Annotated in this window: 20 protein-coding genes and 1 rRNA gene; 10 read left to right on the forward strand and 11 right to left on the reverse strand. The window is 39.0% G+C overall.

Annotation, left to right across the window (positions count from 1 at the left end; genetic code table 11):
- Positions 1 to 154 precede the first annotated feature (154 nt).
- Both T487_RS0106595 and ytvI read left to right on the forward strand, forming a co-directional pair.
- Entirely contained in the window at positions 155 to 1,315 is a 1,161-nt protein-coding gene (locus T487_RS0106595; protein WP_031575556.1) for an aminotransferase class V-fold PLP-dependent enzyme, read from the forward strand.
- Positions 1,305 to 2,453, forward strand: a complete 1,149-nt coding sequence (gene ytvI, locus T487_RS0106600) for a sporulation integral membrane protein YtvI (protein WP_031575558.1) — start codon at positions 1,305 to 1,307, stop codon at positions 2,451 to 2,453. The genes T487_RS0106595 and ytvI overlap by 11 nt, the downstream gene beginning before the upstream one ends.
- Before the next feature lie 36 nt (positions 2,454 to 2,489).
- Here the strand turns inward: ytvI and T487_RS0106605 are convergent, their stop codons facing one another.
- The 11 genes from T487_RS0106605 to rpmH all read right to left on the reverse strand — a co-directional run bounded on the left by T487_RS0106605 (position 2,490) and on the right by rpmH (position 11,538).
- On the reverse strand, positions 2,490 to 3,002 hold the full coding sequence (locus tag T487_RS0106605; protein WP_031575561.1) for a DUF4446 family protein: 513 nt from the start codon (positions 3,000 to 3,002) through the stop codon (positions 2,490 to 2,492).
- A gap of 8 nt (positions 3,003 to 3,010) precedes the next feature.
- The gene (locus T487_RS0106610) at positions 3,011 to 3,847 is read right to left on the reverse strand and encodes a ParB/RepB/Spo0J family partition protein (protein ID WP_031575565.1); all 837 of its coding nucleotides are present in this window, start codon (positions 3,845 to 3,847) and stop codon (positions 3,011 to 3,013) included.
- Complete coding sequence (locus T487_RS0106615) at positions 3,847 to 4,620, reverse strand: ParA family protein (RefSeq protein WP_031575568.1); 774 nt, start codon at positions 4,618 to 4,620, stop codon at positions 3,847 to 3,849. Before T487_RS0106615 ends, T487_RS0106610 begins: the two co-directional genes overlap by 1 nt.
- 508 nt (positions 4,621 to 5,128) lie before the next feature.
- Positions 5,129 to 5,845, reverse strand: coding sequence for a 16S rRNA (guanine(527)-N(7))-methyltransferase RsmG (rsmG, locus tag T487_RS0106620; RefSeq protein WP_031575571.1), 717 nt, complete (start codon positions 5,843 to 5,845; stop codon positions 5,129 to 5,131).
- Between the two features lies 1 nt (position 5,846).
- A complete protein-coding gene (gene mnmG / locus T487_RS0106625) occupies positions 5,847 to 7,748 on the reverse strand; it encodes a tRNA uridine-5-carboxymethylaminomethyl(34) synthesis enzyme MnmG (RefSeq protein WP_031575573.1) in 1,902 nt (633 codons plus the stop codon).
- Between the two features lie 12 nt (positions 7,749 to 7,760).
- Positions 7,761 to 9,128 (reverse strand): tRNA uridine-5-carboxymethylaminomethyl(34) synthesis GTPase MnmE, encoded by a 1,368-nt coding sequence (mnmE, locus tag T487_RS0106630; protein WP_031575576.1) that lies wholly within the window; start codon positions 9,126 to 9,128, stop codon positions 7,761 to 7,763.
- Between the two features lie 216 nt (positions 9,129 to 9,344).
- A complete protein-coding gene (gene jag / locus T487_RS0106635; protein WP_031575577.1) occupies positions 9,345 to 10,046 on the reverse strand; it encodes an RNA-binding cell elongation regulator Jag/EloR in 702 nt (233 codons plus the stop codon).
- A 40-nt stretch (positions 10,047 to 10,086) separates the two neighbouring features.
- Complete coding sequence (locus T487_RS0106640; RefSeq protein WP_162178230.1) at positions 10,087 to 10,764, reverse strand: YidC/Oxa1 family membrane protein insertase; 678 nt, start codon at positions 10,762 to 10,764, stop codon at positions 10,087 to 10,089.
- 27 nt (positions 10,765 to 10,791) lie between these two features.
- On the reverse strand, positions 10,792 to 11,004 hold the full coding sequence (gene yidD / locus T487_RS16210; RefSeq protein WP_074542628.1) for a membrane protein insertion efficiency factor YidD: 213 nt from the start codon (positions 11,002 to 11,004) through the stop codon (positions 10,792 to 10,794).
- The gene (gene rnpA / locus T487_RS0106645; protein WP_031575582.1) at positions 10,976 to 11,353 is read right to left on the reverse strand and encodes a ribonuclease P protein component; all 378 of its coding nucleotides are present in this window, start codon (positions 11,351 to 11,353) and stop codon (positions 10,976 to 10,978) included. Before rnpA ends, yidD begins: the two co-directional genes overlap by 29 nt.
- A gap of 50 nt (positions 11,354 to 11,403) precedes the next feature.
- On the reverse strand, positions 11,404 to 11,538 hold the full coding sequence (gene rpmH / locus T487_RS0106650) for a 50S ribosomal protein L34 (RefSeq protein ID WP_031575587.1): 135 nt from the start codon (positions 11,536 to 11,538) through the stop codon (positions 11,404 to 11,406).
- A 556-nt stretch (positions 11,539 to 12,094) separates the two neighbouring features.
- Here rpmH and dnaA point away from each other — a divergent pair.
- From dnaA to T487_RS0106690, 8 genes are all read left to right on the forward strand, one after another.
- The gene (gene dnaA, locus T487_RS0106655; protein ID WP_031575589.1) at positions 12,095 to 13,444 is read left to right on the forward strand and encodes a chromosomal replication initiator protein DnaA; all 1,350 of its coding nucleotides are present in this window, start codon (positions 12,095 to 12,097) and stop codon (positions 13,442 to 13,444) included.
- A gap of 302 nt (positions 13,445 to 13,746) precedes the next feature.
- A complete protein-coding gene (gene dnaN, locus T487_RS0106660; RefSeq protein WP_031575593.1) occupies positions 13,747 to 14,847 on the forward strand; it encodes a DNA polymerase III subunit beta in 1,101 nt (366 codons plus the stop codon).
- Between the two features lie 6 nt (positions 14,848 to 14,853).
- Positions 14,854 to 15,066: a S4 domain-containing protein YaaA gene (gene yaaA / locus T487_RS0106665; protein ID WP_031575596.1), complete on the forward strand. Its 213-nt coding sequence runs from the start codon at positions 14,854 to 14,856 to the stop codon at positions 15,064 to 15,066.
- 90 nt (positions 15,067 to 15,156) lie between these two features.
- Positions 15,157 to 16,251, forward strand: a complete 1,095-nt coding sequence (gene recF, locus T487_RS0106670) for a DNA replication/repair protein RecF (protein WP_031575600.1) — start codon at positions 15,157 to 15,159, stop codon at positions 16,249 to 16,251.
- Between the two features lies 1 nt (position 16,252).
- Positions 16,253 to 16,513 carry an extracellular matrix regulator RemB gene (gene remB, locus T487_RS0106675; RefSeq protein WP_031575602.1) on the forward strand — a complete coding sequence of 87 codons (261 nt, stop codon included), beginning with the start codon at positions 16,253 to 16,255 and terminating at the stop codon, positions 16,511 to 16,513.
- 14 nt (positions 16,514 to 16,527) lie between these two features.
- Entirely contained in the window at positions 16,528 to 18,528 is a 2,001-nt protein-coding gene (gyrB, locus tag T487_RS0106680; protein ID WP_169738437.1) for a DNA topoisomerase (ATP-hydrolyzing) subunit B, read from the forward strand.
- A gap of 61 nt (positions 18,529 to 18,589) precedes the next feature.
- Positions 18,590 to 21,109 (forward strand): DNA gyrase subunit A, encoded by a 2,520-nt coding sequence (gyrA, locus tag T487_RS0106685; RefSeq protein ID WP_242848029.1) that lies wholly within the window; start codon positions 18,590 to 18,592, stop codon positions 21,107 to 21,109.
- Between the two features lie 475 nt (positions 21,110 to 21,584).
- A 16S ribosomal RNA gene (locus T487_RS0106690) occupies positions 21,585 to 21,755 on the forward strand; the annotation flags it as partial.

Genomic DNA, 21,755 nt, shown 5'->3' on the forward strand with positions numbered 1-21,755 from the left:
ACTTTCTTTTAGATTATTATACACGAATCTCTTATTTTTACCTCATTTCATCAATACATATTTATCTGAATTTGATGTAAATTTTTCTCTTTTTCATACCAATTATTCGTTAATGTTCTATAATTATTGATAAGAAGAATTGGGAGATAAGAATATGATTTATTTAGATAATGCATCCACGTCTTTCCTTAAGCCTCAAGGGGTTTATGAAGCAGTTGATAGAACGCTCCGCGGTGGAGCGGGAAATCCTGGAAGAGGAGCCAATCGGGTTTCCATGGAAGCCGCCAAAATAATATACTCTACTCGGAAATCACTGGCTGATTTATTTGGTGTAAACCAGCCTGAACATGTGATCCTGAAATCCTCTGTGACTGAATCTATAAACACAGTACTCCTCAGTCTGCTGAAACCAGGGGATCATGTGATTTCTTCGGTGATGGAGCACAACTCTGTTCTAAGACCTCTAGAGAAGCTTCGATTAGATGGAGTGATCACTTATGACCTTCTTCCATGCAGTCACGATGGCTCTATCGATATAAGCAGAATCAGAGATTTAGAAAAGGAGAATACCAAAGCCGTTATTCTGTCTCATGCATCCAACCTTACAGGCACTATACAGCCTATTGGAGAAGTCCGTTCCAAGCTGAGGAACAAAGGTATTTTTATCATCCTTGACGCTGCGCAGTCAGCTGGGTATATACCCGTCAGGCTATATGAGATGGATGTTGACGTCATTGCCTTCACTGGACATAAAGGTCTTCTTGGGCCTCAGGGAACCGGTGGCTTTGTGCTAAACGATCGGATTAATGAGGTGTTAAATCCAATTTTCACAGGGGGTACTGGGTCCGACTCTCTTAGCTTAGTACAGCCTCTGTATCTTCCTGATAAGTTTGAAGCAGGTACTCACAATTTGCCAGGAATCGCAGGGTTAGGAGCAGGTGTCCGTTTTATCCTGGAAAGACAACCTGATATGATATCAAAATATATTATAAACATATCAGAATTACTACTGTCAGCACTATCTGACATGACATCAATTCATCTGATTGGTTTACCTGGTACACAGAACAGATTACCTAATTTTTGTCTTTCGTTTGATTATTACACTCCCTCTGAAGCAGGTTTTGTTTTGGAAAACCAATTTAGCGTTATTACAAGAACAGGTTACCACTGCGCACCATTAGCTCATAAAGCATTGGGAACAGAGAAAACAGGCGCTCTTCGAATCAGTTTTGGTCATTTCACTACAATGGATGAAGTAGAGGAGCTTATTGTGGCACTGAAATATTTAGATGAGGTGAAAAATGGAGACTAACAGAACTTCATACATTAAGAAATATGACAAAATCCTAATTTACATTACTATATACACCATAGTGTTTTTTCTTTTTGTAAAGACACTTCCCTATACCATACCCTTTGTACTTGCCTTCGCTATAGCCGCCATTGTCAGCCCAATCGTAAAAAAGCTTATCCTTTGGACTCGTGAGAAAGTCAACGAGAATCTTCTAATACTGTTCACTTTGCTCAGTTTTTATGGTCTTCTTGGCACTCTGATTGTTTCCCTGATCATTCGTCTTGTAAATCAGAGTATTTTGCTTGTCACGAACTCCATTACCTATCTCAATGATAATTATGACAGTATCGCATCATGGATTCAGGCTCAATATGAGTGGATCGCATCAAATATCCAGGAACTGGATCCTAGCATTATTGAAACAGGCAGCGAGATGCTTACCAGTGCATTGGCTTCTTTGCAGGAAATTGTAATCACTTTGGGTAAAGCGATTGGTGGTTTTGCATTGAATATTGTGGCAGGCCTTCCAAATCTGATGCTGATTATCATCTTTACCATCGTCTGCTCCTTCTTCTTCACAAAGAAGCTGCTGAATAATCCAGAATTTATTTATGCTTATCTCCCCACATCCGATCGTGAGGAGAACAAAGTAAAAAATATCATTACCCAAGGAAAAAATATGGTTGTCCGGTATGGTGTCTCCTATATGTTGATTATCCTAATAACGGGTGTCATTTCTGTAGTAGGTTACCTCATTCTTGGAGTTCCTTATCCGCTGGTCTTAGGACTTATTACAGCATTTCTTGATCTACTGCCTGTCCTGGGTGTTTCTGCGGCATATGTTCCTCTTGCGATTTATTACTTCTTCCAAGGTAATTATACCGTGCCTATAGGACTAGGTATTCTTTGGATCATTGTTGCTGTTGGCAGAAATATTTGGGAACCTAAAATACTATCCAGCAGCCTGGACATAAATCCTGTGATCACCATTGGTGCCATCTTCATCGGACTTAAAATGGCTGGAGTCTTAGGAATGTTTTTCCTGATCTTTATGGCTGTGGGCTTTAAAGTGCTCCAAACTGTTGGTGTGCTTGATACATTCCAACCAAGTGAAGTAAAGAAAAAGAAGGTCCCTGACAGAAAAGCAAAGAAATAAGAAGAAAATAAGAGTGCAGCTTTTGCTGCACTCTTATTATTTCTTCTCTAACCCTAGAGCCTTATTCATCGCGTAAATTTCTTCATCAGACAATGCATATTTTGATGTACCCTTAGAAATGGGCTTTGCATATGATGTGCTGATATTTCTTCCAAAAATGCTTGTAATAACAACCCCATCATTTTTATTGTCTAAAAGTGCGACACTATAGCTGAGATCACTCCCAATATCCTCAAAAGCCTTGAATCTTACAACTCCAACCTTCTGAATGCAATGATTAACCTGATTGCTCAGGAGTTTTAAATCTTCCAATGCTACTTTCGCATCCACATAGGTTTCGTCAATTTTTCTCTGATATCCCTTTATCATATCCTCAAGACTACCTTTGTCGGCATCCTTCATCAGAAGATTGTATCTCTTCTTCAGTTTCCTGTTTGATACAAACATGAGGATAAAAAGCACAACCATGATAATAATAGATGCTGCTATAGCCAACAATACTATTTCCAAATTACTGTTGATAAATGTACTAATGATCGTAAAATCCATGCTAACTCCTACTCTTCCAGCTTCAGATACTCAAGCAACCGATTGAGGTCTTCCATGCTGTAATACTCAATTTCTATTTTCCCTTTGTTTTTAGCTTTCGGTTTTAATAATACTTTTGTTCCCATGCTTTTGGCAAGTCTTTTTTCAATATCTTTATAGTAGGGATCCATCTTCATTTTTCTTGCAACCGGTTTTACTTTATGAAAAGAAGCCACCAGACTCTCTGTTTCTCGGACACTCAGACCTTCATCAATCACTTTCTGGGCTGCTATGTATTGGTCTTCTGTATTTTCAAGGCCAAGCAGTGCTCTACCGTGACCTTCACTGAGAATCTCCTCGATCAGGAACTGCTGTACTCTCTCATCAAGATGAATAAGTCTCATTGTGTTTGCAATACTTGTTCTTGATTTTCCGATTTTTTTCGCCAGTTCCTCTTGCGTCAGCTTAAAATCATGTATAAGCCTTTTGAATGCCGAAGCTTCTTCTATGGGATTCAAATCTTGGCGCTGAATATTTTCTATGAGTGATACTTCAAGAACTGTAGAATCTGCAATGTCCATGACAATGACTGGTACTTCTTTTAAACTGGCTTTTTTAGCAGCTCTCCAACGTCTTTCACCAGCAATGATACAATAATCTTCTCCATCCTTTTGAACAATAATCGGTTGTATCATGCCATGTTCTTTAATAGATTCAGAAAGGAGAACCAACTTCTCTTCATCAAAGTATTTACGAGGCTGTTTTTTATTCGCTTTAATCTTATTGATATTCAACACAGTTACAATCTCTTCTTCCTCTGGAATCAGCTGATTTAAACCTTTCCCTAATCCAAACCTTTTCGCCATTAGTTACCTCCTTTTTGCTTGCGTAAAAATTCATTTGCCAGATCCTCATATGCTTCTGCGCCTTTTGCTCTAGGATCATACAATGCGATAGGCATTCCGAAACTGGGGGACTCTGCCAGTCTAATATTTCTTGGAATCGAGCTTTCGTAAACAAGTTCACCAAAATATGATTTCAGTTCTTCTGCCACCTGAATTTGAAGGTTTCTTCTTGGATCAAACATGGTTAATACAACACCTTCGATCTCCAGATTCTTGTTCAGTCCTTTTTTCACCTTTTGTATGGTTTTTACAAGCTGACTGATTCCTTCAAGAGCATAATATTCACATTGCATTGGTATTAGAACACTGTCCGAGGCAGTTAACGCATTGATTGTCAGAAGACCCAGTGATGGCGGACAGTCTATGATGATGAAATCAAATGATTCCTCCAGCAGTCCAAGTTTTGTCTTCAGTATTGATTCCCGATTCTCCATATAGCTCAACTCAAGATCAGCACCGGCTAAATTCATATTTGAAGGAATTATCTTTAAGTTTTCTATGTTCTCCAAAGAAATAACCGTATCATTGATATCTGTTTCACCAACTAGCAATTCATAGGTGGTGTTTTCTATGTTATCTTTATCAACGCCAAGCCCGCTTGAGGAATTTCCTTGTGGATCAATATCGATAACAAGAACCTTATGCCCCTGCAGTGCAATATAAGCTGCAAGATTGATGTTCGTGGTCGTCTTCCCAACACCACCTTTTTGATTGAAAATGCTCACAATCTTCATAAAAGTCCTCCTGTCTATTCTCTTACTGTTGATTATAACCTTATTATGTGATTTTTCATAGCGAAGCTGTAATGTTTCACGTGAAACATTACAGTCTGGATTCGACTTTCTGATTGTTTCACGTGAAACATTCAATCTTATACTATCTTACAACTCTCTGTTTCCAGTATCTTTCACTGTACATTCATCCAATTTTTAAATATCTATTAGTTTTAGTTTATTTTCTCATTTTCACAACTAATAACGCGATATCCAGTCCGTTTTCTCCATGGCATTTGAATACTAGAAGATGTTTCACGTGAAACATTCAATCTTATAAGCTCTTTCAACCCTCTGTTTCCAGTTTCTTTCATTGTGCAAGAGTTCAACATTTTTAAACAGCTATAAAATCTTGTTTGTTTTCCTTTATTGCAACTGGTGTTATAATGACTATTCAGTTTTATTCATAAGATATAAAAGCAAAAAAAATGTTTCACGTGAAACATTCCACGTGAAACATTCAATTTCCTTATTTGATTAGTGATTTTTTGATGGCTGCTGAAGATCTTGGATAACTCTTTGGCGTGTTCTTAATTTTTTCGATAATCACCAGATTATGCTTGTAGTCCAACCCTTCAATTGTAATTTCTTTAATCTCACGCAACTTGCCACCTAAAATTTCTATGGCTTTCGTCGCTTCTTTGATTTCATCTTCTACTGCTGGTCCTTTTAAAGCTATAAAATATCCACCTTTTTTCACATAAGGGATACACAGTTCAGAAAGCAATGTGAGATTCGCTACCGCTCTCGATACGGCGATATCATAATTTTCACGATGTTCTTCAAGTCTTGCACCATCTTCAGCTCTACTGTGAACAAACTGAACATCAGACAGTTCCAGTTCTTCAGAAACTGCTCTTAAAAAATTCAACCTCTTGTTCAATGAATCTAATAATGTGAGTTTCGTCTCTGGCATCATAATTTTCATCGGAATTCCAGGAAATCCAGCGCCAGTGCCTACATCAATGATGTGTTCAGCTTTCAAAACTTCCTTGAACTCAAATACTTTGATCGAATCAATAAAGTGTTTCTTGAAAATTTCCTCGTCTTCTGTAATAGCAGTTAAATTCATCTTCTCGTTCCACTCTTTGAGAAGATTTTTATACTTCTCAAATTGCCTGTATTGATTTCTATCAATTGAAATGCCAAGGTTCTTTACACTTTCTTCCATCAATTCAAAATACATTTCATCTCTCCCGGCTTTTTTTCTTCGTCTCCAAATAAATCTGAATTACTGTGATGTCTGCAGGATTCACACCTGATATTCTTGATGCTTGCCCAAGATTCACTGGTCTAAGCTTGTTCAGCTTCTGGGCTGCTTCGATTCTTAACCCTTTTATGGTAAAGTAATCTTCAATTCCATCAAGCTTCTTCTGCTCATATTTTGCAAATTGTGCGACCTCTTCAAACTGCTGCTTTATGTATCCTTCGTACTTACTCATAATATTGACTTGTTCTTGAATATCGATGCGAAGCTGAGGGCGATCCGGATCAAAATCTGCTACTTTGAAATAATCCAGCTCAGGGCGCTTTATGAGTTCATACAGTGATGTGGGCTTCTTCAGTTCTGTTGAACCTTTCTTTTCCAGTAACTCATTAACTTCTCGTTTTCCAGTAACCTGAACATTTTTCAGACGTTCCAGTTCCTTCCCAATCATTTCTTTTCGGTACAGATATTTTTCATATCTCTCATCTGAAACCAGACCCACTCTTCTACCAATCTCTGTAAGCCTCAGGTCTGCATTGTCCTGTCTTAGAAGGAGTCTGTATTCCGCACGGCTGGTCATCATACGGTAGGGTTCATTGGTGCCTTTTGTTACAAGATCATCGATGAGTACTCCAATATATCCTTGTGAGCGGTCCAGTACCATCGGTTCTTCTCCCCTGATCTTAAGTGAAGCATTGATTCCTGCCACTATACCCTGTGCAGCCGCTTCCTCATAACCCGAGGTACCATTGATCTGACCTGCGCCATAAAGACCTTTGATATTTTTAAATTCTAAAGTTGGGAATAACTGAAGAGGATCAATCATCTCATATTCAATCGCATAACCAGTTCTTGTGATCTCAATTTCTCTAAATGCAGGGATAGTTTTCAGCATCTCAATCTGAACTTCTTCTGGTAAGGAAGAAGACATCCCCTGTACATACATCTCATTTGTTTCTTTGCCTTCAGGCTCTATAAAAATCTGATGCCTTGATTTATCAGGAAATCGGTAGATTTTATCTTCAATAGATGGGCAATATCTTGCGCCAACGCCTTCTATGCTTCCATTAAACATGGGTGAACGGTCTCTGTTTTTTGCAATTACTTTATGTGTCTCTTCATTAGTATATGTAAGATAACAGCTGATTTGATTCCGGTCTACTGGTGCTTCAAGGAAGTGGTCATGAACAAATGAGAAGGGGATAATCCGATCATCACCCTTTTGTTCTTCCATCAAAGAAAAGTCGATACTTCTCTTATGAACTCTTACCGGTGTACCTGTCTTGAAACGATGCATTTCAAAACCGATTCTCTCGAGACTTTCTGACAGCAGTTTTGAACTTGCAAGACCATTTGGACCGCTCTCATAGGATGCTTCACCAATAATAATCTTACTTGCCAGGTACGTCCCTGTACAAAGTATAACAGCCTTCGCCATAAAATTTCCGCCATTTCTGGTGGCAACACCTTGTACTTCTCCATTCTCGACGAGAAGATCTGTTACCTCAATCTGCCTCAAAAACAGATTCTCAGTGTTTTCAATTACTTTTCTCATCTCTTTTTGATACTCAACTTTATCAGCCTGGGCTCTAAGAGAATGAACTGCAGGGCCTTTGGATGTATTCAGCATCCTTGACTGAATCAGGGTTTTATCAATATTGACCCCCATCTCTCCTCCAAGCGCATCGAGCTCACGAACCAAATGGCCTTTGGATGTTCCACCGATATTGGGATTACATGGCATAAACGCCAAACTTTCAATATTCATGGTACACATAAGTGTTTTTAATCCCAGTCTTGCTGAAGCCAGTGCAGCCTCACAACCCGCATGTCCAGCTCCTACAACAATCACATCATAGTGACCTGCTGTATATGTTAACATAATTTTTCACCTCTATTTTCCTATGCAGAAATCGCTGAATATTTTATCCACCAGATCTTCAGATAGGGTATCTCCAGTTATTTCACCAAAATAATTCCATGAAGCATTGAGATCAATAGCAGCTAAATCTAAGGATATCCCTTGGTCTATGGCTGTCTTTGCTGCATGCATTTTTTCATTTGCCCGCATCAGTGCTTCTTTGTGTCTTCGGTTCGTTACCATATAGTCTTTTGCTTCCACTTGTCCATGGAAGAACAGCTGCTTGATTTTATCTTTCAGCTCATTGAGTCCATAGCCATTAAGGGCTGATACCTGAATGGTTTCACCCAGGTCATATCCTTCCAGTTTCAGCTTCTCTTCCAAGTCCACTTTATTAACAAGTGTTACTATTTTTCTATCTTTTATATATTCTATAATATCGATATCTTCTTGATCCAATGGCCTGGAACTGTCCAAAACAAACACAATCAGATCTGCTTCATCAATTTTGCTTTTGGAGCGATCCACACCGATCCTTTCAACAACATCATCGGTTTCCCTGATACCTGCTGTATCTGTTATTCTTATTGGAATACCATCAATATTGAGATACTCTTCTATGATGTCTCTTGTAGTTCCTGGAATATCCGTTACAATGGCTCTATTCTCTTTAAGAAGCGCATTCATGAGTGAGCTCTTGCCTACGTTGGGCTTTCCTATGATTGCTATACTAAGTCCATCTCGAATGATCTTTCCTTCCTCTGAAGTTCTGATAAGACTTCCAACTTTCTGAAGAAGTTCTGATAGTTTCTCACTGACTTCCTGACCTGTTGTAAACTCCAAATCTTCTTCTGGAAAATCAACGGTTACTTCTATAAAAGCCAACAGATTCAGGATGCTGTCTCTGATCTCTTTAATTTCAGCAGAAAGCTTGCCACCACTCTGTTCCAACGCTGCTTTCATGGAGAGGTCCGTTTTGGCCTGAATGATATCAATGACTGCTTCTGCCTGGGAAAGATCGATGCGTCCATTCAGAAAAGCCCTTTTGGTAAATTCTCCAGGCTCTGCTGGTCTGGCACCGGCTTGAAACACTTCATTAAGTACGGACTCTGTTGCCACTCTGCCTCCATGACAGTTGATTTCCACCACATCTTCTGCAGTGAAGCTCTTGGGTCCTTGGAAGAAGCTCACAAGGACTTCATCGACAATCTCATCATCAGCGCCAATGATATGTCCATACTGGATGGTCCAAGGTGCTGCTTCCATAAAATCTGTTTTATTTTTTATCTTAAATATCTTTGACACGATTTCTTTGGATCTGTCTCCAGATACCTTTATGATTGAAACACCACTTTCACCTACAGCTGTTGAAATCGCAGCTATTGTATCGTATGCTCTCATAAAAACCTCCTAAGGGTTCTGACTATATCATCATAGAACTACGCGGTAGTCCTTTATTTTCAAATGAAATGAAGCGTTATGCTTCTGAACAATTCTATAGTGATTTTAAAAGAATTTCAAGTCTCTCAAAGAAGCACTTTAGACTATTCTTAACCATAAATTTGATTTATGCTTTTTTTGCTACAAAAAAGCCTGAGATGATCTCAGGCTCCTACATTACATATCCAGTTCTATGACAACTCTTCTGAAAGGTTCCTCGCCAACACTACGTGTTGTGATTCCATCAATTTGCTGAAGCTTAGAATGAATGATTCTTCTTTCATATGGATTCATGGGTTCAAGCTTCATGCTTCTTCTGTACTTTTTCACCTTGTAAGCTGTCTTTTCTGCTAATCTTTCCAGTGTCTCTTCTCTTTTTCTTCTATAACCTTCCGTATCCAGAATCACTCTGATGTACTCATCTTCACGATTCTTATTTACTACAAGGCTTGTAAGATACTGAAGAGAATCCAGTGTCTCACCACGGTATCCTATGACAAGACCCATTTTAGGACCAGATATATCTACCTTTAGGATGTTGTCTGCTAAAGAAGCATCCAATTCAGCTTCTATATCCATCTTTTCAAAGACACCTTTCAGGAACTGTACTGCTTCTTCTTTATGATTTCTGGAAACAGTCACTTTTTCAGTTTGCATTTCTTCAGGAGAAGCCTGAAGGCTTTCCTTCACTTCAGCAATTTCTTCCTGAATGACATCCACCTGGATGATTGCTGGCTTGGATCCAATAAGTCCAAGGATTCCTTTTGAACCTTCTTCGATGACCTTATATGTAATTTTGTCTTTTGTTACCTGAAGCTCCTTCAGTGCTGTCTGAAGAGCATCTTCCACATTCTTACCTGAAAACTGCATACTATTCATTTCAATACCACCTTATTTGGCAATCATTACCAACAAACTACTATTTGATGACCTGCTCTTCTTTTTTCTTCTCTGCCGCATTAATAATCAGCCCTTGAATCATTCGGAATATGTTTCCGGTAATCCAGTAAAGTCCTAAAGCGGAGTTGGATGTGTATGTAATCCATCCAAATAATACTGCCATCATATACTGCATTTTATTAGCAGAGGCTGCTGCAGGGTTATCTGCGGACTTGGTTCTCATGGTTGTAATATAAGTTGAAAGAAGCATTGTTCCTACAGAAAGTGCTGCAAGAATGAGGTTGTTGTTTGCAGACAAATCTGGAATCAACGGTGTGAATCTCATACCTGTGAGCTTACCGTCTGCTGCCAGCTGTCTGAATACACTGAACATCGCAATGAAAATAGGATAAGTGATGAGTAGGGGAAGACATCCACCAAACATACTTACATTATTTTCTTTGTAGAGTTTCATCTGCATTTCCTGCATTTTCTGCGGATCATTCTTGTACTTCGCTTGAAGCTTTGCAACTTCCGGTTGAAGTGCCTGCTGCTTTCGCATGGTTTTCATCTGAGATAAATTGACAGGTAGCATGAGGATATTAAACAGTATAGTAAAAAATACAATGGTAATACCCCATTGATTTCCTGGATCTGCAACAAAAAGTTCTACTACAGATTTCAGCTGCTCAAAAATCCAAATAAATAATTGATTCAATTGAGACAATCCTTTTACCTCCAAGTTTTATTCAACCGGATCATACAGGCTTCCTTTATAAAAAGGATGGCATCTTAAAATTCTCCTGATAGCCATATAGCCTCCTTTAAGCGCACCATACTTCTCTATGGCATCAATGGCATAGACAGAGCATGTTGGTGTAAACCTGCAGCTGGGAGGCGTGTTAGGAGAAATATACTTTCTGTAAAATCTAATTGATCGTAACAGTATTTTTTTCATCATTTTTTAGACCCGCCTTTTTAAAGACGTGCATCAGTGATTTTTCGATTTCGGCATAACTCTTATCATGACTTGATACTCTGGCAATGATCACAAAATCATATCCTGTGTCAAAAACTTCTTTGTTCAGACGATATGATTCGCTGATCAGTCGCTTTACCCGACTCCTGACTACGCTCTTACCTACTTTCTTGCTGACAGAAATTCCTATCCTATTATAAGGAACTCCTTGAATCTGGTTTCTTCTGTTTTTAAACACATACAAAACCAGAAGATGATTGGCAAAAGATCGGCCTCTCCTGTATACGACTTGAAATTCACCGTTTTTCCGAATCTTTTCATGTTTCATGGAGATAATCCTTTCTTGACATTACAGAAAAAGGCCACATTTAAGCGACCTTATGCTGATAATCTCTTTCTTCCTTTTGCTCTTCTTCTCTTAAGAACGTTTCTACCATTCTTAGTAGCCATTCTCTTTCTGAAGCCGTGTTCTTTCTTACCCTGCTTCTTCTTAGGCTGAAATGTCATCCACATGTTGACACCCCCTTCGTATACTTTATTCATATTAGTCTTAAGCGCAAAAAATGCGCACTTAACCCAATACTTCGATTTTACTACACTATTATACTCATGGTGAGGAAGGGTGTCAAGAAAACTCGAAGAGTCTCTTTACTATTTATTTAGACCATGGTATTTGTGGATAACTCATTGTCCCATGGAAGGACCATATGCTATCATAGAAAAGAATTGTTGATAACTTACTCTATTTTCTGTAGTTTTCCACAATTGTGGATAACCCTGTGAATAAACTGTTCCTTTTCTGTCTAAAATATATTATACTGTTTCTGTACCCTTGATACTGCAATGTTCTAGCACTACGTACAATGTGAGGAACTTCTCTTAATCTATTGTGGATTTTATTCAGAAGTCTTCTTATTACACTTTATCAACAGCTGAAACTTCTTATTTATCAACATAGTTTCTGGAATTATTTATTTTATATTTTTCTGTAGATAACCTGTTTAAAACTTGTTTATTCAGGTACTTTTATTTTTAAAATTATTTTTATTTTATTAGGAGGACATAATACATGAATACCCAATTAGCTGAAACCTGGGAAAAAGTACTTAAGATTCTTAAGGTGGAGATCATGTCTGAGGTAAGTTATAACACTTGGATTCTTGGATTGAAACCAATAGGAATGAGAAATGGTGTATTCATGATCAGTGTACCCAATGAACTGACGCTGGATATCATTAACCAGCGATATATGCTTTTATTTAAAGAATCCATCAAACACGTTCTGAACCAGGATGTGGATGTGCAGTGTATGGTTGGTGAACCAGAATCTGATGATTCAAAATCAGAGGAAGAAATGCAGAAAGATGCCATCAAGCCTGCAGCAGAAGCTTTTGGCTCTCTCAACTCCAAATACACCTTTGATTCGTTTGTCATCGGTAACTCCAACAGATTTGCGCATGCTGCCTCTGTAGCCGTTGCTGAATCACCAGCGAATGCCTATAATCCACTCTTTCTGTATGGTGGAGTCGGACTTGGAAAAACACATCTCATGCATGCCATTGGCCATCATATTCAGGCAAACAACCCAAAAGCTAAGGTGGTCTATGTTTCTTCGGAGAAGTTCACCAATGAACTGATCAACTCTATCCGATATGATAAGAATCTTGATTTTAGAAACAAATATAGAAATGTGGATGTACTTCTGGTGGACGACATACAGTTCATTGCTGGAAAAGAAAGTACCCAGGAAGAGTTCTTCCATACTTTCAATGAACTCTATGAAGCAAGAAAACAGATTATCATTTCCAGTGATAGACCACCAAATGAAATCCCTACATTAGAAGACCGTTTGCGGACACGTTTTGCATGGGGGCTTCAGGCAGACATTCAGGCACCAGATTTTGAAACAAGAATTGCAATTCTCAAGAAGAAAGCAGAGATTGAGAAATACGTTGTTTCCTCTGATGTCATGGTCTATATCGCAACTAAGATCAAATCCAATATCAGAGAACTGGAAGGGGCTCTTACAAGAGTAATGGCTTATTCCTCATTAACCAACAACAAAAACATCACCGTTGATTTAGCTGCAGAAGCACTGAAGGACATCATCTCTTCCTCACAAACCAGATCCATTACCATCGATCTGATTCAGGATGTGGTGGCGAATTATTATAATCTTTCCGTTCAAGAGCTGAAATCACAAAGAAGAACAAGAAACGTGGCCTATCCACGGCAGATTGCCATGTATCTTTCAAGAAAACTCACGGATATGAGTTTACCTAAAATTGGTGATGAATTTGGTGGCAGAGATCATACCACTGTCATTCATGCCTATGAAAAAATCAGTACAGCACTAAAAAGTGATGATTCACTTGCCAGTGCCATCAGGATCATCACTAAAAAGGTGAACAGCCAGTAATTCACAAGTTATTAAATTGCCTGTTCATCCACATGTGGATAATTTTATTTTAAAAATAGCTTGTGGAGAACTGTGGATAACTTGAGTAGGATTTCAAAACTTATTCACATGGTTTCAAGTCAGCAGATTTCTACAGCCTCATGGTTTATTTCACTTATCCACATAATACCGCCGCCTACTACTACTATTACTAAATAATCTATTATATTATTACTCTTTTGCGTGGACGAAATCATTCACTGTGCAGCAAAAGTATCCCCACGAAACATTGTTTTATCTTATGAAATTGGGAGGATTGCATCATGCATTTCAGATGTCAGAAAAAAGATCTTGTAGAAGGAATCTCAACCGTACAGAAAGCGATTTTGGGAAAATCTCCTATGGCAGTTTTAGAAGGAATTTATATTGAGACTGGTGCCAATGAAATTATCATGAGAGGTTCTGATATAGACCTCAGTATTGAAACATTGGTTTCATCAAGTGTTCTGGAGGAAGGTAGACTGGTCATCGACTCTAAACTATTCGGTGACATTATCAGAAAGCTCCCAGATGCTACTGTAGAGATTGCTACAATGGAAAACAATACAATCCTTATTTCCTGTGAAAACTCAGAGTTCAATCTTCTATACTTAAATGCTGAAGAATTTCCAACGCTCCCAGAAATCGGAAATAGAGAAAAGATTTCTATCAGAGAAGATGTTTTTAAAAATCTTATCAAAGCGACATCCTTTGCCGTAGCACAGGATGAATCCAGACCAATTCTTATGGGTGTACTCTTTGAAGTGAAGAATAAAGTGCTCAATATGGTCGCTCTGGATGGATTCAGACTGGCTCTTCGCAGTGAATATTTGGAATCCAATGAAGATCTATCTGTGGTCATTCCAGGTAAAACACTCAATGAAGTCTCCAAGATCCTTGGAGATAAAAATGAGCTTCTCTATATCAGCTTCAATGAGAATCATATTCTTTTCGAAGTTCAGAATACAAAAGTGGTTTCCAGGCTTCTTTCAGGAAGCTTTATCAAGTACGAATCGATTATTCCAACAGACTATAAACTGCAGTTCAAAGTGAAAAGAGCACTTCTGGCACAAAGTATTGAAAGAGCCTCACTGATGGCAAAAGAAGGTTCCTCTAAGCTGATCAAACTTCAGATCGAAAATGACCGTGCAGTGATTACATCCAATTCACAGTTTGGTAAAGTAAAAGAAGACGTACCGGTTCATATGGAAGGGGATGCCATTGAAATTGCTTTCAATGCAAACTATCTGCTGGATACTTTAAAAGTCATGGAAGAAGAAGAGATTGTTCTGGAGATGACCTCCAGTGTCAGTCCGGCCATCATTAAAAATACGGTGGTAGACAACTGTATTTACATGGTGCTGCCAGTTAGATTAACCAGATAGGGGGAAATTATGGAAATTAAAATCAAGACTGAATTTATCAAGCTGGATTCATTTTTGAAATGGGCGGGGGCAGTTTCATTAGGGTCTGAGGCAAAAGCTTATATTCAGGAAGGGCTAGTGAAAGTTAACGACGAGGTAGAGCTGAGAAGAGGAAAGAAAATTTATCCAGGAGACAAAGTTGAATTCAATGGAGAAGTTTTCATCGCTGTGGCTGAATAATTCCAGATAAAAATTGCAATATGTATTGAGCTTTATACCACATAGAAGGACGGCCTTCTGTGTGGTATAATATATTGTAGGAGATTTTTTATGAAAATTAGAAACATCAGTATGATGAACTATCGGAATTATGATCAACTTAATATTGAATTAGGCAAGGATGTCAATGTCTTTCAAGGAGAAAATGCCCAGGGAAAAACCAATATTCTTGAGGCAATTTATTATTGCGCCTTTGGAAGATCACACAGAACCGTGAAATCTAAAGACCTGATCCTATGGAAACAGAGCATTGCGCAGATTAAAGTTTATATTGAAAAGGACCGCTTGGATAAGACCATTGATATTCAGATGCTTTCTGATGGAAGAAAATCTGTTTCCATCAATAAAGTAAAACTGACAAAAATAGGTGATCTCTTGGGCGTCTTGAATGTAGTGATGTTCTCTCCAGAAGACTTGAAGATTGTAAAAGAATCTCCTGGAATTCGACGGAGATTTCTAGATATGGAAATCAGTCAGCTGGATAAGGGATACTATAACGCTCTTGTGGGATACAATAAGGTGCTTCAGGAAAGAAATGCATTATTGAAATCAAGAAGAATGGATCGTAATGTTTTGGACATTTATGATGTGAAGCTGGCAGAGTACGGAAGCTATATCGTAAAGCAGAGAATTAACTATGTCGCACTGCTGAATACTCATGGAAAGCCTATCCATTATGAAATCACCACGGGGAAAGAGGAAATCGACTATGAGTATAAGTGTTCTTTTTCTCTAGAGGGAGATCTTAAAGAGAATCTTAGAAAAGAACTTTATAGAAAAAGAGATACAGACATAGAACGTGGAACTACTTCTTCAGGAGTACATAGAGATGATTTCACGATTCATATCAATGGGATCGATGCAAAAGATTTTGGGTCTCAGGGACAGCAGAGGACGTCTGTCCTTACGATGAAATTTGCATCTCTTGAAATCATTAAAAAGCTGAAAGGAGAATATCCTCTTCTGCTGCTGGATGATGTGCTGTCTGAGCTGGATCTATCCCGTAAAAAGTTCATTCTAAAATCCATAGAAAATATTCAGACTGTAATTACCTGTACTGGTGTTGAGAATGTGGAAGCATACTTAACAGGAAGTTACAGGCTCTTTACTGTAAGAAACGGAACAGTGGAACAAGGAGGTGTCTAGAATGTTTTTACACTTAGGAGAAAATGTAGTCATCCCAATGAAAGCGATTATTGGGATTTTTGATGTGGAATCCTCTATGTACAGCTCGGACACCAGCCAGTTTCTGCGATTGGCCGAGGAAGACGGTTTTGTGACGAGAATCACAGATGAGAAACCCAAGTCCATCATTATTGCGGAAATTGAGCATAAGTCCGTCATCTATCTTTCACCCATATCATCAAAGACCCTATCCAAAAGAACAAAGTACCGATTTGAAGACTAGAAGGAGGCCATGGAATGGTAGAGAACAACATGGATCAAACCATGAAAGAAGAAATAGAAGAAATTCGTGAGAGTATCAATGGAGATAGAAGCAACACAAAGGTAGAAGAGGCTTATGGCGACAGCAATATTCAGGTTCTGGAAGGCTTGGAGGCTGTAAGAAAAAGACCGGGTATGTACATTGGTTCCACTTCTTCAAGAGGTCTTCATCATCTGGTCTACGAAATAGTTGACAACAGTATCGACGAAGCACTCGCAGGATACTGCACCCATATTGAAGTTACGATACATAAAAACAACTCCATTACGGTTGTGGATGATGGCCGAGGAATGCCAATTGGTATGAATGAAAAGCTTGGCAAGTCCACTGTAGAAGTCATCATGACGGTTCTTCATGCAGGTGGAAAGTTCGGCGGTGGAGGATATAAAGTTTCGGGAGGACTTCATGGTGTAGGAGCTTCTGTCGTGAATGCTCTTTCTGAAACATGTGTAGTAGAGATTCGAAGAAACAATAAGATTTACCGTCAGAAGTTCGAGTTTGGAAATCCCATTGGCGGACTGGAAGAGATTGGTGTTTCTGAGCACACAGGAACAACAACAACATTTCTTCCGGATAAAACTATATTTGATGAAGTGGAATATGATTTTGAAATTCTCTCTGAGAGACTCAGAGAGCTTGCATTCCTCAATAAGGGGCTGCGTATCTCGCTGACGGATGAACGTGAAGAGGAAGAAGGAAAGGCAAAAGAAGAATCCTACTTTTATGAAGGTGGAATCAAGTCTTTTGTGGAGTATCTCAACAGAAACAAAGAAGTGCTGCATAAAGAGGTCGTGTACATCGAAGATATGAAAGACGAGTATATCGTAGAAGTGGCGATGCAGTTTAACGACAGCTACAATGAAAATATTTTCTCCTATGCAAACAACATTGATACCATTGAAGGTGGAACACACCTGGATGGTTTTAAAAGAGCCCTCACAAGAGTTGTCAATGACTATGGAAGGCGATTTGGACATCTGAAAGAAAATGATAAGAACCTTTCCGGAGATGATATCAGGGAAGGTCTTACTGCGGTTGTTTCCGTAAAGCTTATAGACCCACAGTTTGAAGGTCAGACAAAAACAAAGCTTGGCAATGCAGAAGTCAGAAGTATTGTAGACAATATTGTAGGTGGTGCACTTTCCATCACTTTGGAAGAAAATCCTGCCATTGGTAAAATCGTCATCGATAAAGCCCTCATGGCTGCAAGAGCTAGAGAAGCTGCACGTAAGGCGAGAGAACTGACCCGTAAGAGTGTCCTCGAAAGAACGACACTTCCGGGAAAACTTGCAGACTGTGCTTCCAAGGATCCATTGGAATCTGAAATATACATCGTAGAGGGAGATTCCGCGGGTGGTTCTGCGAAGCAAGGAAGAAACAGACAATTCCAGGCGATATTGCCTCTTCGTGGAAAAATCATGAATGTAGAGAAGGCAAGACTGGATAAAATGTTGGGATCTGATACCATCCGTTCTATGATCACTGCCTTTGGCGCAGGAATCGGTAAAGATTTTGACACCACAAAACTGAGGTATTCCAGAATCATCATCATGACGGATGCCGATGTGGATGGTGCCCACATCAGAACGCTACTTCTTACATTCTTCTACCGTTATATGCGTGAGCTCATTGAGAAGGGGCATGTCTATATTGCGCAGCCGCCTCTTTATAAGATCACAAAAGGCAAGAATATGCAGTATGCATATTCTGATAAGGAAATGGAAGAAATTGTGGAGAGTATGGGTGGAAAAGATTCATCCATCGCACTTCAGAGATATAAAGGTCTTGGTGAAATGAACGCTTCACAGCTATGGGAAACTACGATGGACCCAGAGCATAGAATTCTTCTGCGTGCGGACATTGAGGATGCTAAGTCAGCAGATGAGATCTTTACCATTCTTATGGGAGATAAAGTAGAACCTAGAAGAGAATTTATCGAAAAGAATGCGAAGCTCGTAGACAATTTGGACGTATAGGAGGCACATATAGTTGAATAACAATGAAGGTAAAGTATTACCCATAGATTTGAGAAAAGAAATGAAAACCAGTTATATCAATTACGCCATGAGTGTAATTGTAGGTCGTGCACTTCCTGATGTACGTGATGGAATGAAGCCTGTACATAGAAGAATCCTATTTTCCATGCATGAGCTGGGCATTTACAACGAAAAAGGATTCCGTAAGTGCGCAAGAATCGTCGGTGACGTTCTTGGTAAGTACCATCCACATGGAGACTCCTCTGTGTATGATGCACTTGTAAGACTTGCTCAGGACTTCTCTACCAGATATCTCCTCGTGGAAGGCCATGGTAACTTCGGTTCTGTGGATGGAGATGGAGCAGCGGCGATGAGATATACAGAAGCAAAGCTGGCTAAAATTTCTTCAGAAATGCTTCGAGACATCAATAAAGATACTGTAGATTTTATACCAAACTTTGATGGAGAGGAAAAAGAGCCTACGGTTCTTCCTGCAAGATTTCCTAATCTTCTGGTTAATGGTTCTTCAGGTATTGCGGTTGGTATGGCTACCAATATTCCACCTCATAACCTTACGGAAGTCATCAATGGAGTGATTCATCTGATTGATCATGAAGACACGACAGTACTTGAGCTGATGCAGTTTATTAAAGGACCAGATTTTCCTACTGGTGGAACCATCATGGGTGTAACTGGTATCAGAGAAGCCTATGAGACAGGTCGTGGTAAGGTCATCGTCAGAGCGAAGAGTGCTATTGAAGAACATAACGGCAGACAGAGAATCATCATTACAGAAATTCCGTATATGGTGAATAAAGCAAAGCTTATTGAAAATATTGCTGATCATGTGAGAGATAAGAAGCTTACAGGTATATCAGATCTCCGGGATGAGTCTGACCGTGATGGTATGAGAATTGTCATTGAGCTGAAAAGAGATGCCAATGCACATGTGGTCTTAAACTATCTTTATAAAAGGACAAAGGTTCAAGATACCTTTGGTATCATCAACCTGGCACTGGTCAATAATGAACCTAAGGTTCTGAACCTCAAAGAAATTCTCAAGAATTACCTGAATTTCCAAAAGGAAGTTGTTACTAGAAGAAGTATATTTGAAATGAACAAAGCCAAAGACAGAGCTCATATCCTCGAAGGATTGAGAATTGCTTTGGATCATATTGATGAAGTCATCAAAGTTCTGAGAAGTTCCAAAACCACAGAAATTGCAAAAGAAGAGCTGATGACAAGATTTGCTCTTTCAGAAAGACAAGCTGTAGCGATTCTTGATATGAGATTAAGAAGGCTTACAGGATTGGAAAGAGATAAAATTGAAGAGGAATATAAATCTCTTATGGAGCTTATTGCTTATCTGGAGGGAATCATCAGCGATGAAGCACAGCTTCTTGGTGTGATTCGGGATGAACTTATAGAAATCCGTGACAAATATGGAGATGAAAGAAGAACTGATATAGAAAAGAATCATGATGAGATTGATTATGAAGATCTCATCAATGAAGAAGATGTTGTCATCACACTGACTCAGGATGGATATATCAAGAGAATCTCAGCCACAGCGTACTCTGCTCAAAAGAGAGGTGGAAGAGGTATTCAAGCCATGTCCACTAAGGAAGATGATGTGGTGAACAAGGTATTTGTGACATCAACCCATAAAAATCTTCTCTTCTTTACCTCTAAAGGTAAAGTGTATAAGCTGAAAGCCTATGAAATTCCAGATTCTGGGCGTACTTCCAAGGGAGTTAATCTTGTGAACCTCATCCCTGTAGATCAGGATGAGAGTATCCAGGCTGTAATATCCATTAGAGATATGGAAAAGGATGGATATCTTGTATTTGCCACAACAAGTGGACTCATCAAGAAGACAACACTTCATGATTTCAGCAATATCAGAAAAACAGGGCTCATCGCTCTTAATCTGAGAGAAGGAGACTCCCTCCTCAATGTGAAATATACAAGAGGAGATGCAGATTTGCTTCTTGTGACAAAAGATGGATATGCCATTAAGTTTAATGAGCATGACGTGAGACCAATGGGAAGAACTGCAACAGGTGTGAAAGGAATTACCCTTCGTACAGGAGATATCTGCGTATCCTTTGATATTGCAGTAGCTGGTGAAGACATTTTGGTAGTATCTGAGAATGGTCTTGGCAAGAGAACGCCAACGGATCAGTACAAACAGCAGAATAGAGGAGGAAAGGGACTGATTGCCTATAAAGTAACGGGTAAAACCGGTTATGTAGTTGGTGCACGTTCCTGTTCCAATGAAGATGAGCTGCTTCTCGTAAACTCTGATGGAGTTGCCATCCGTATCAATGTAAGTGAGATATCCATCACATCTAGAAATGCCATGGGCGTAAAACTCATGAAGACATCGGAAGAATCAAAAGTTGTTTCTATGGCTAAGATTATTGCATCCAGAGAAGATGGCGGTCCAGAAGTGGAAGAAATCGACAGTGATGAAATGATTGAGAAAAAGCTCAGTGAAGTTATGGATGATGATTTAGACATGACTGATTTAGAAGACGAGTTCAGAGAAGACTCTGAAGAAGATTTAGAAGAAGAGTAAAATTAAGAAGAGATTTCCATGATTCATGGAGGTCTCTTCTTTTTAGTATTTAGAGTCTTAAAAAACTATAAAACGAACAATAATCAAAAATTAGATAAATTAGTTCGGTGATTAGCGGTTTTTGTCAATCATTTGGAGAGGGAGAAAGAGCGTTCATACAAAAACAACTCCGTGTGTATCACAATAAGGATTACTTCGAAAAATACAGATATTGATAGATTGAGTGACTTATTTACCTTAAATCAAATTGTGTATAAACACCGACAATTCATCCCGTGATAAGATAGACAAGTCGCTTGAGAGAGCGGCGCAAAAACAAGCAAACACAGTTCTTTGAAAATTAAACAGAATATAGGTAAAAAACCAAAGTAATTCTTTTTGAGAAATCAAAAAAAACCACTTTCTGAAAAGAAAGTGCGAACTTCATGAAAATGGAGTTCAGAAGCTAGTGTAATGAATAGCTAGTTCAAACTTTTAAATTGAGAGTTTGATCCTGGCTCAGGACGAACGCTGGCGGCGTGCCTAACACATGCAAGTCGAGCGGAGAATGCGGATATGTTTACATGGAAGCGTTCTTAGCGGCGGACGGGTGAGTAACACGTGGGTAACCTGCCTCAAAGTGGGGGATAGCCTTCCGAAAGGAAGA

It is taken from the genome of Proteiniclasticum ruminis DSM 24773, assembly GCF_000701905.1.
Lineage (GTDB): Bacteria > Bacillota > Clostridia > Clostridiales > Clostridiaceae > Proteiniclasticum > Proteiniclasticum ruminis.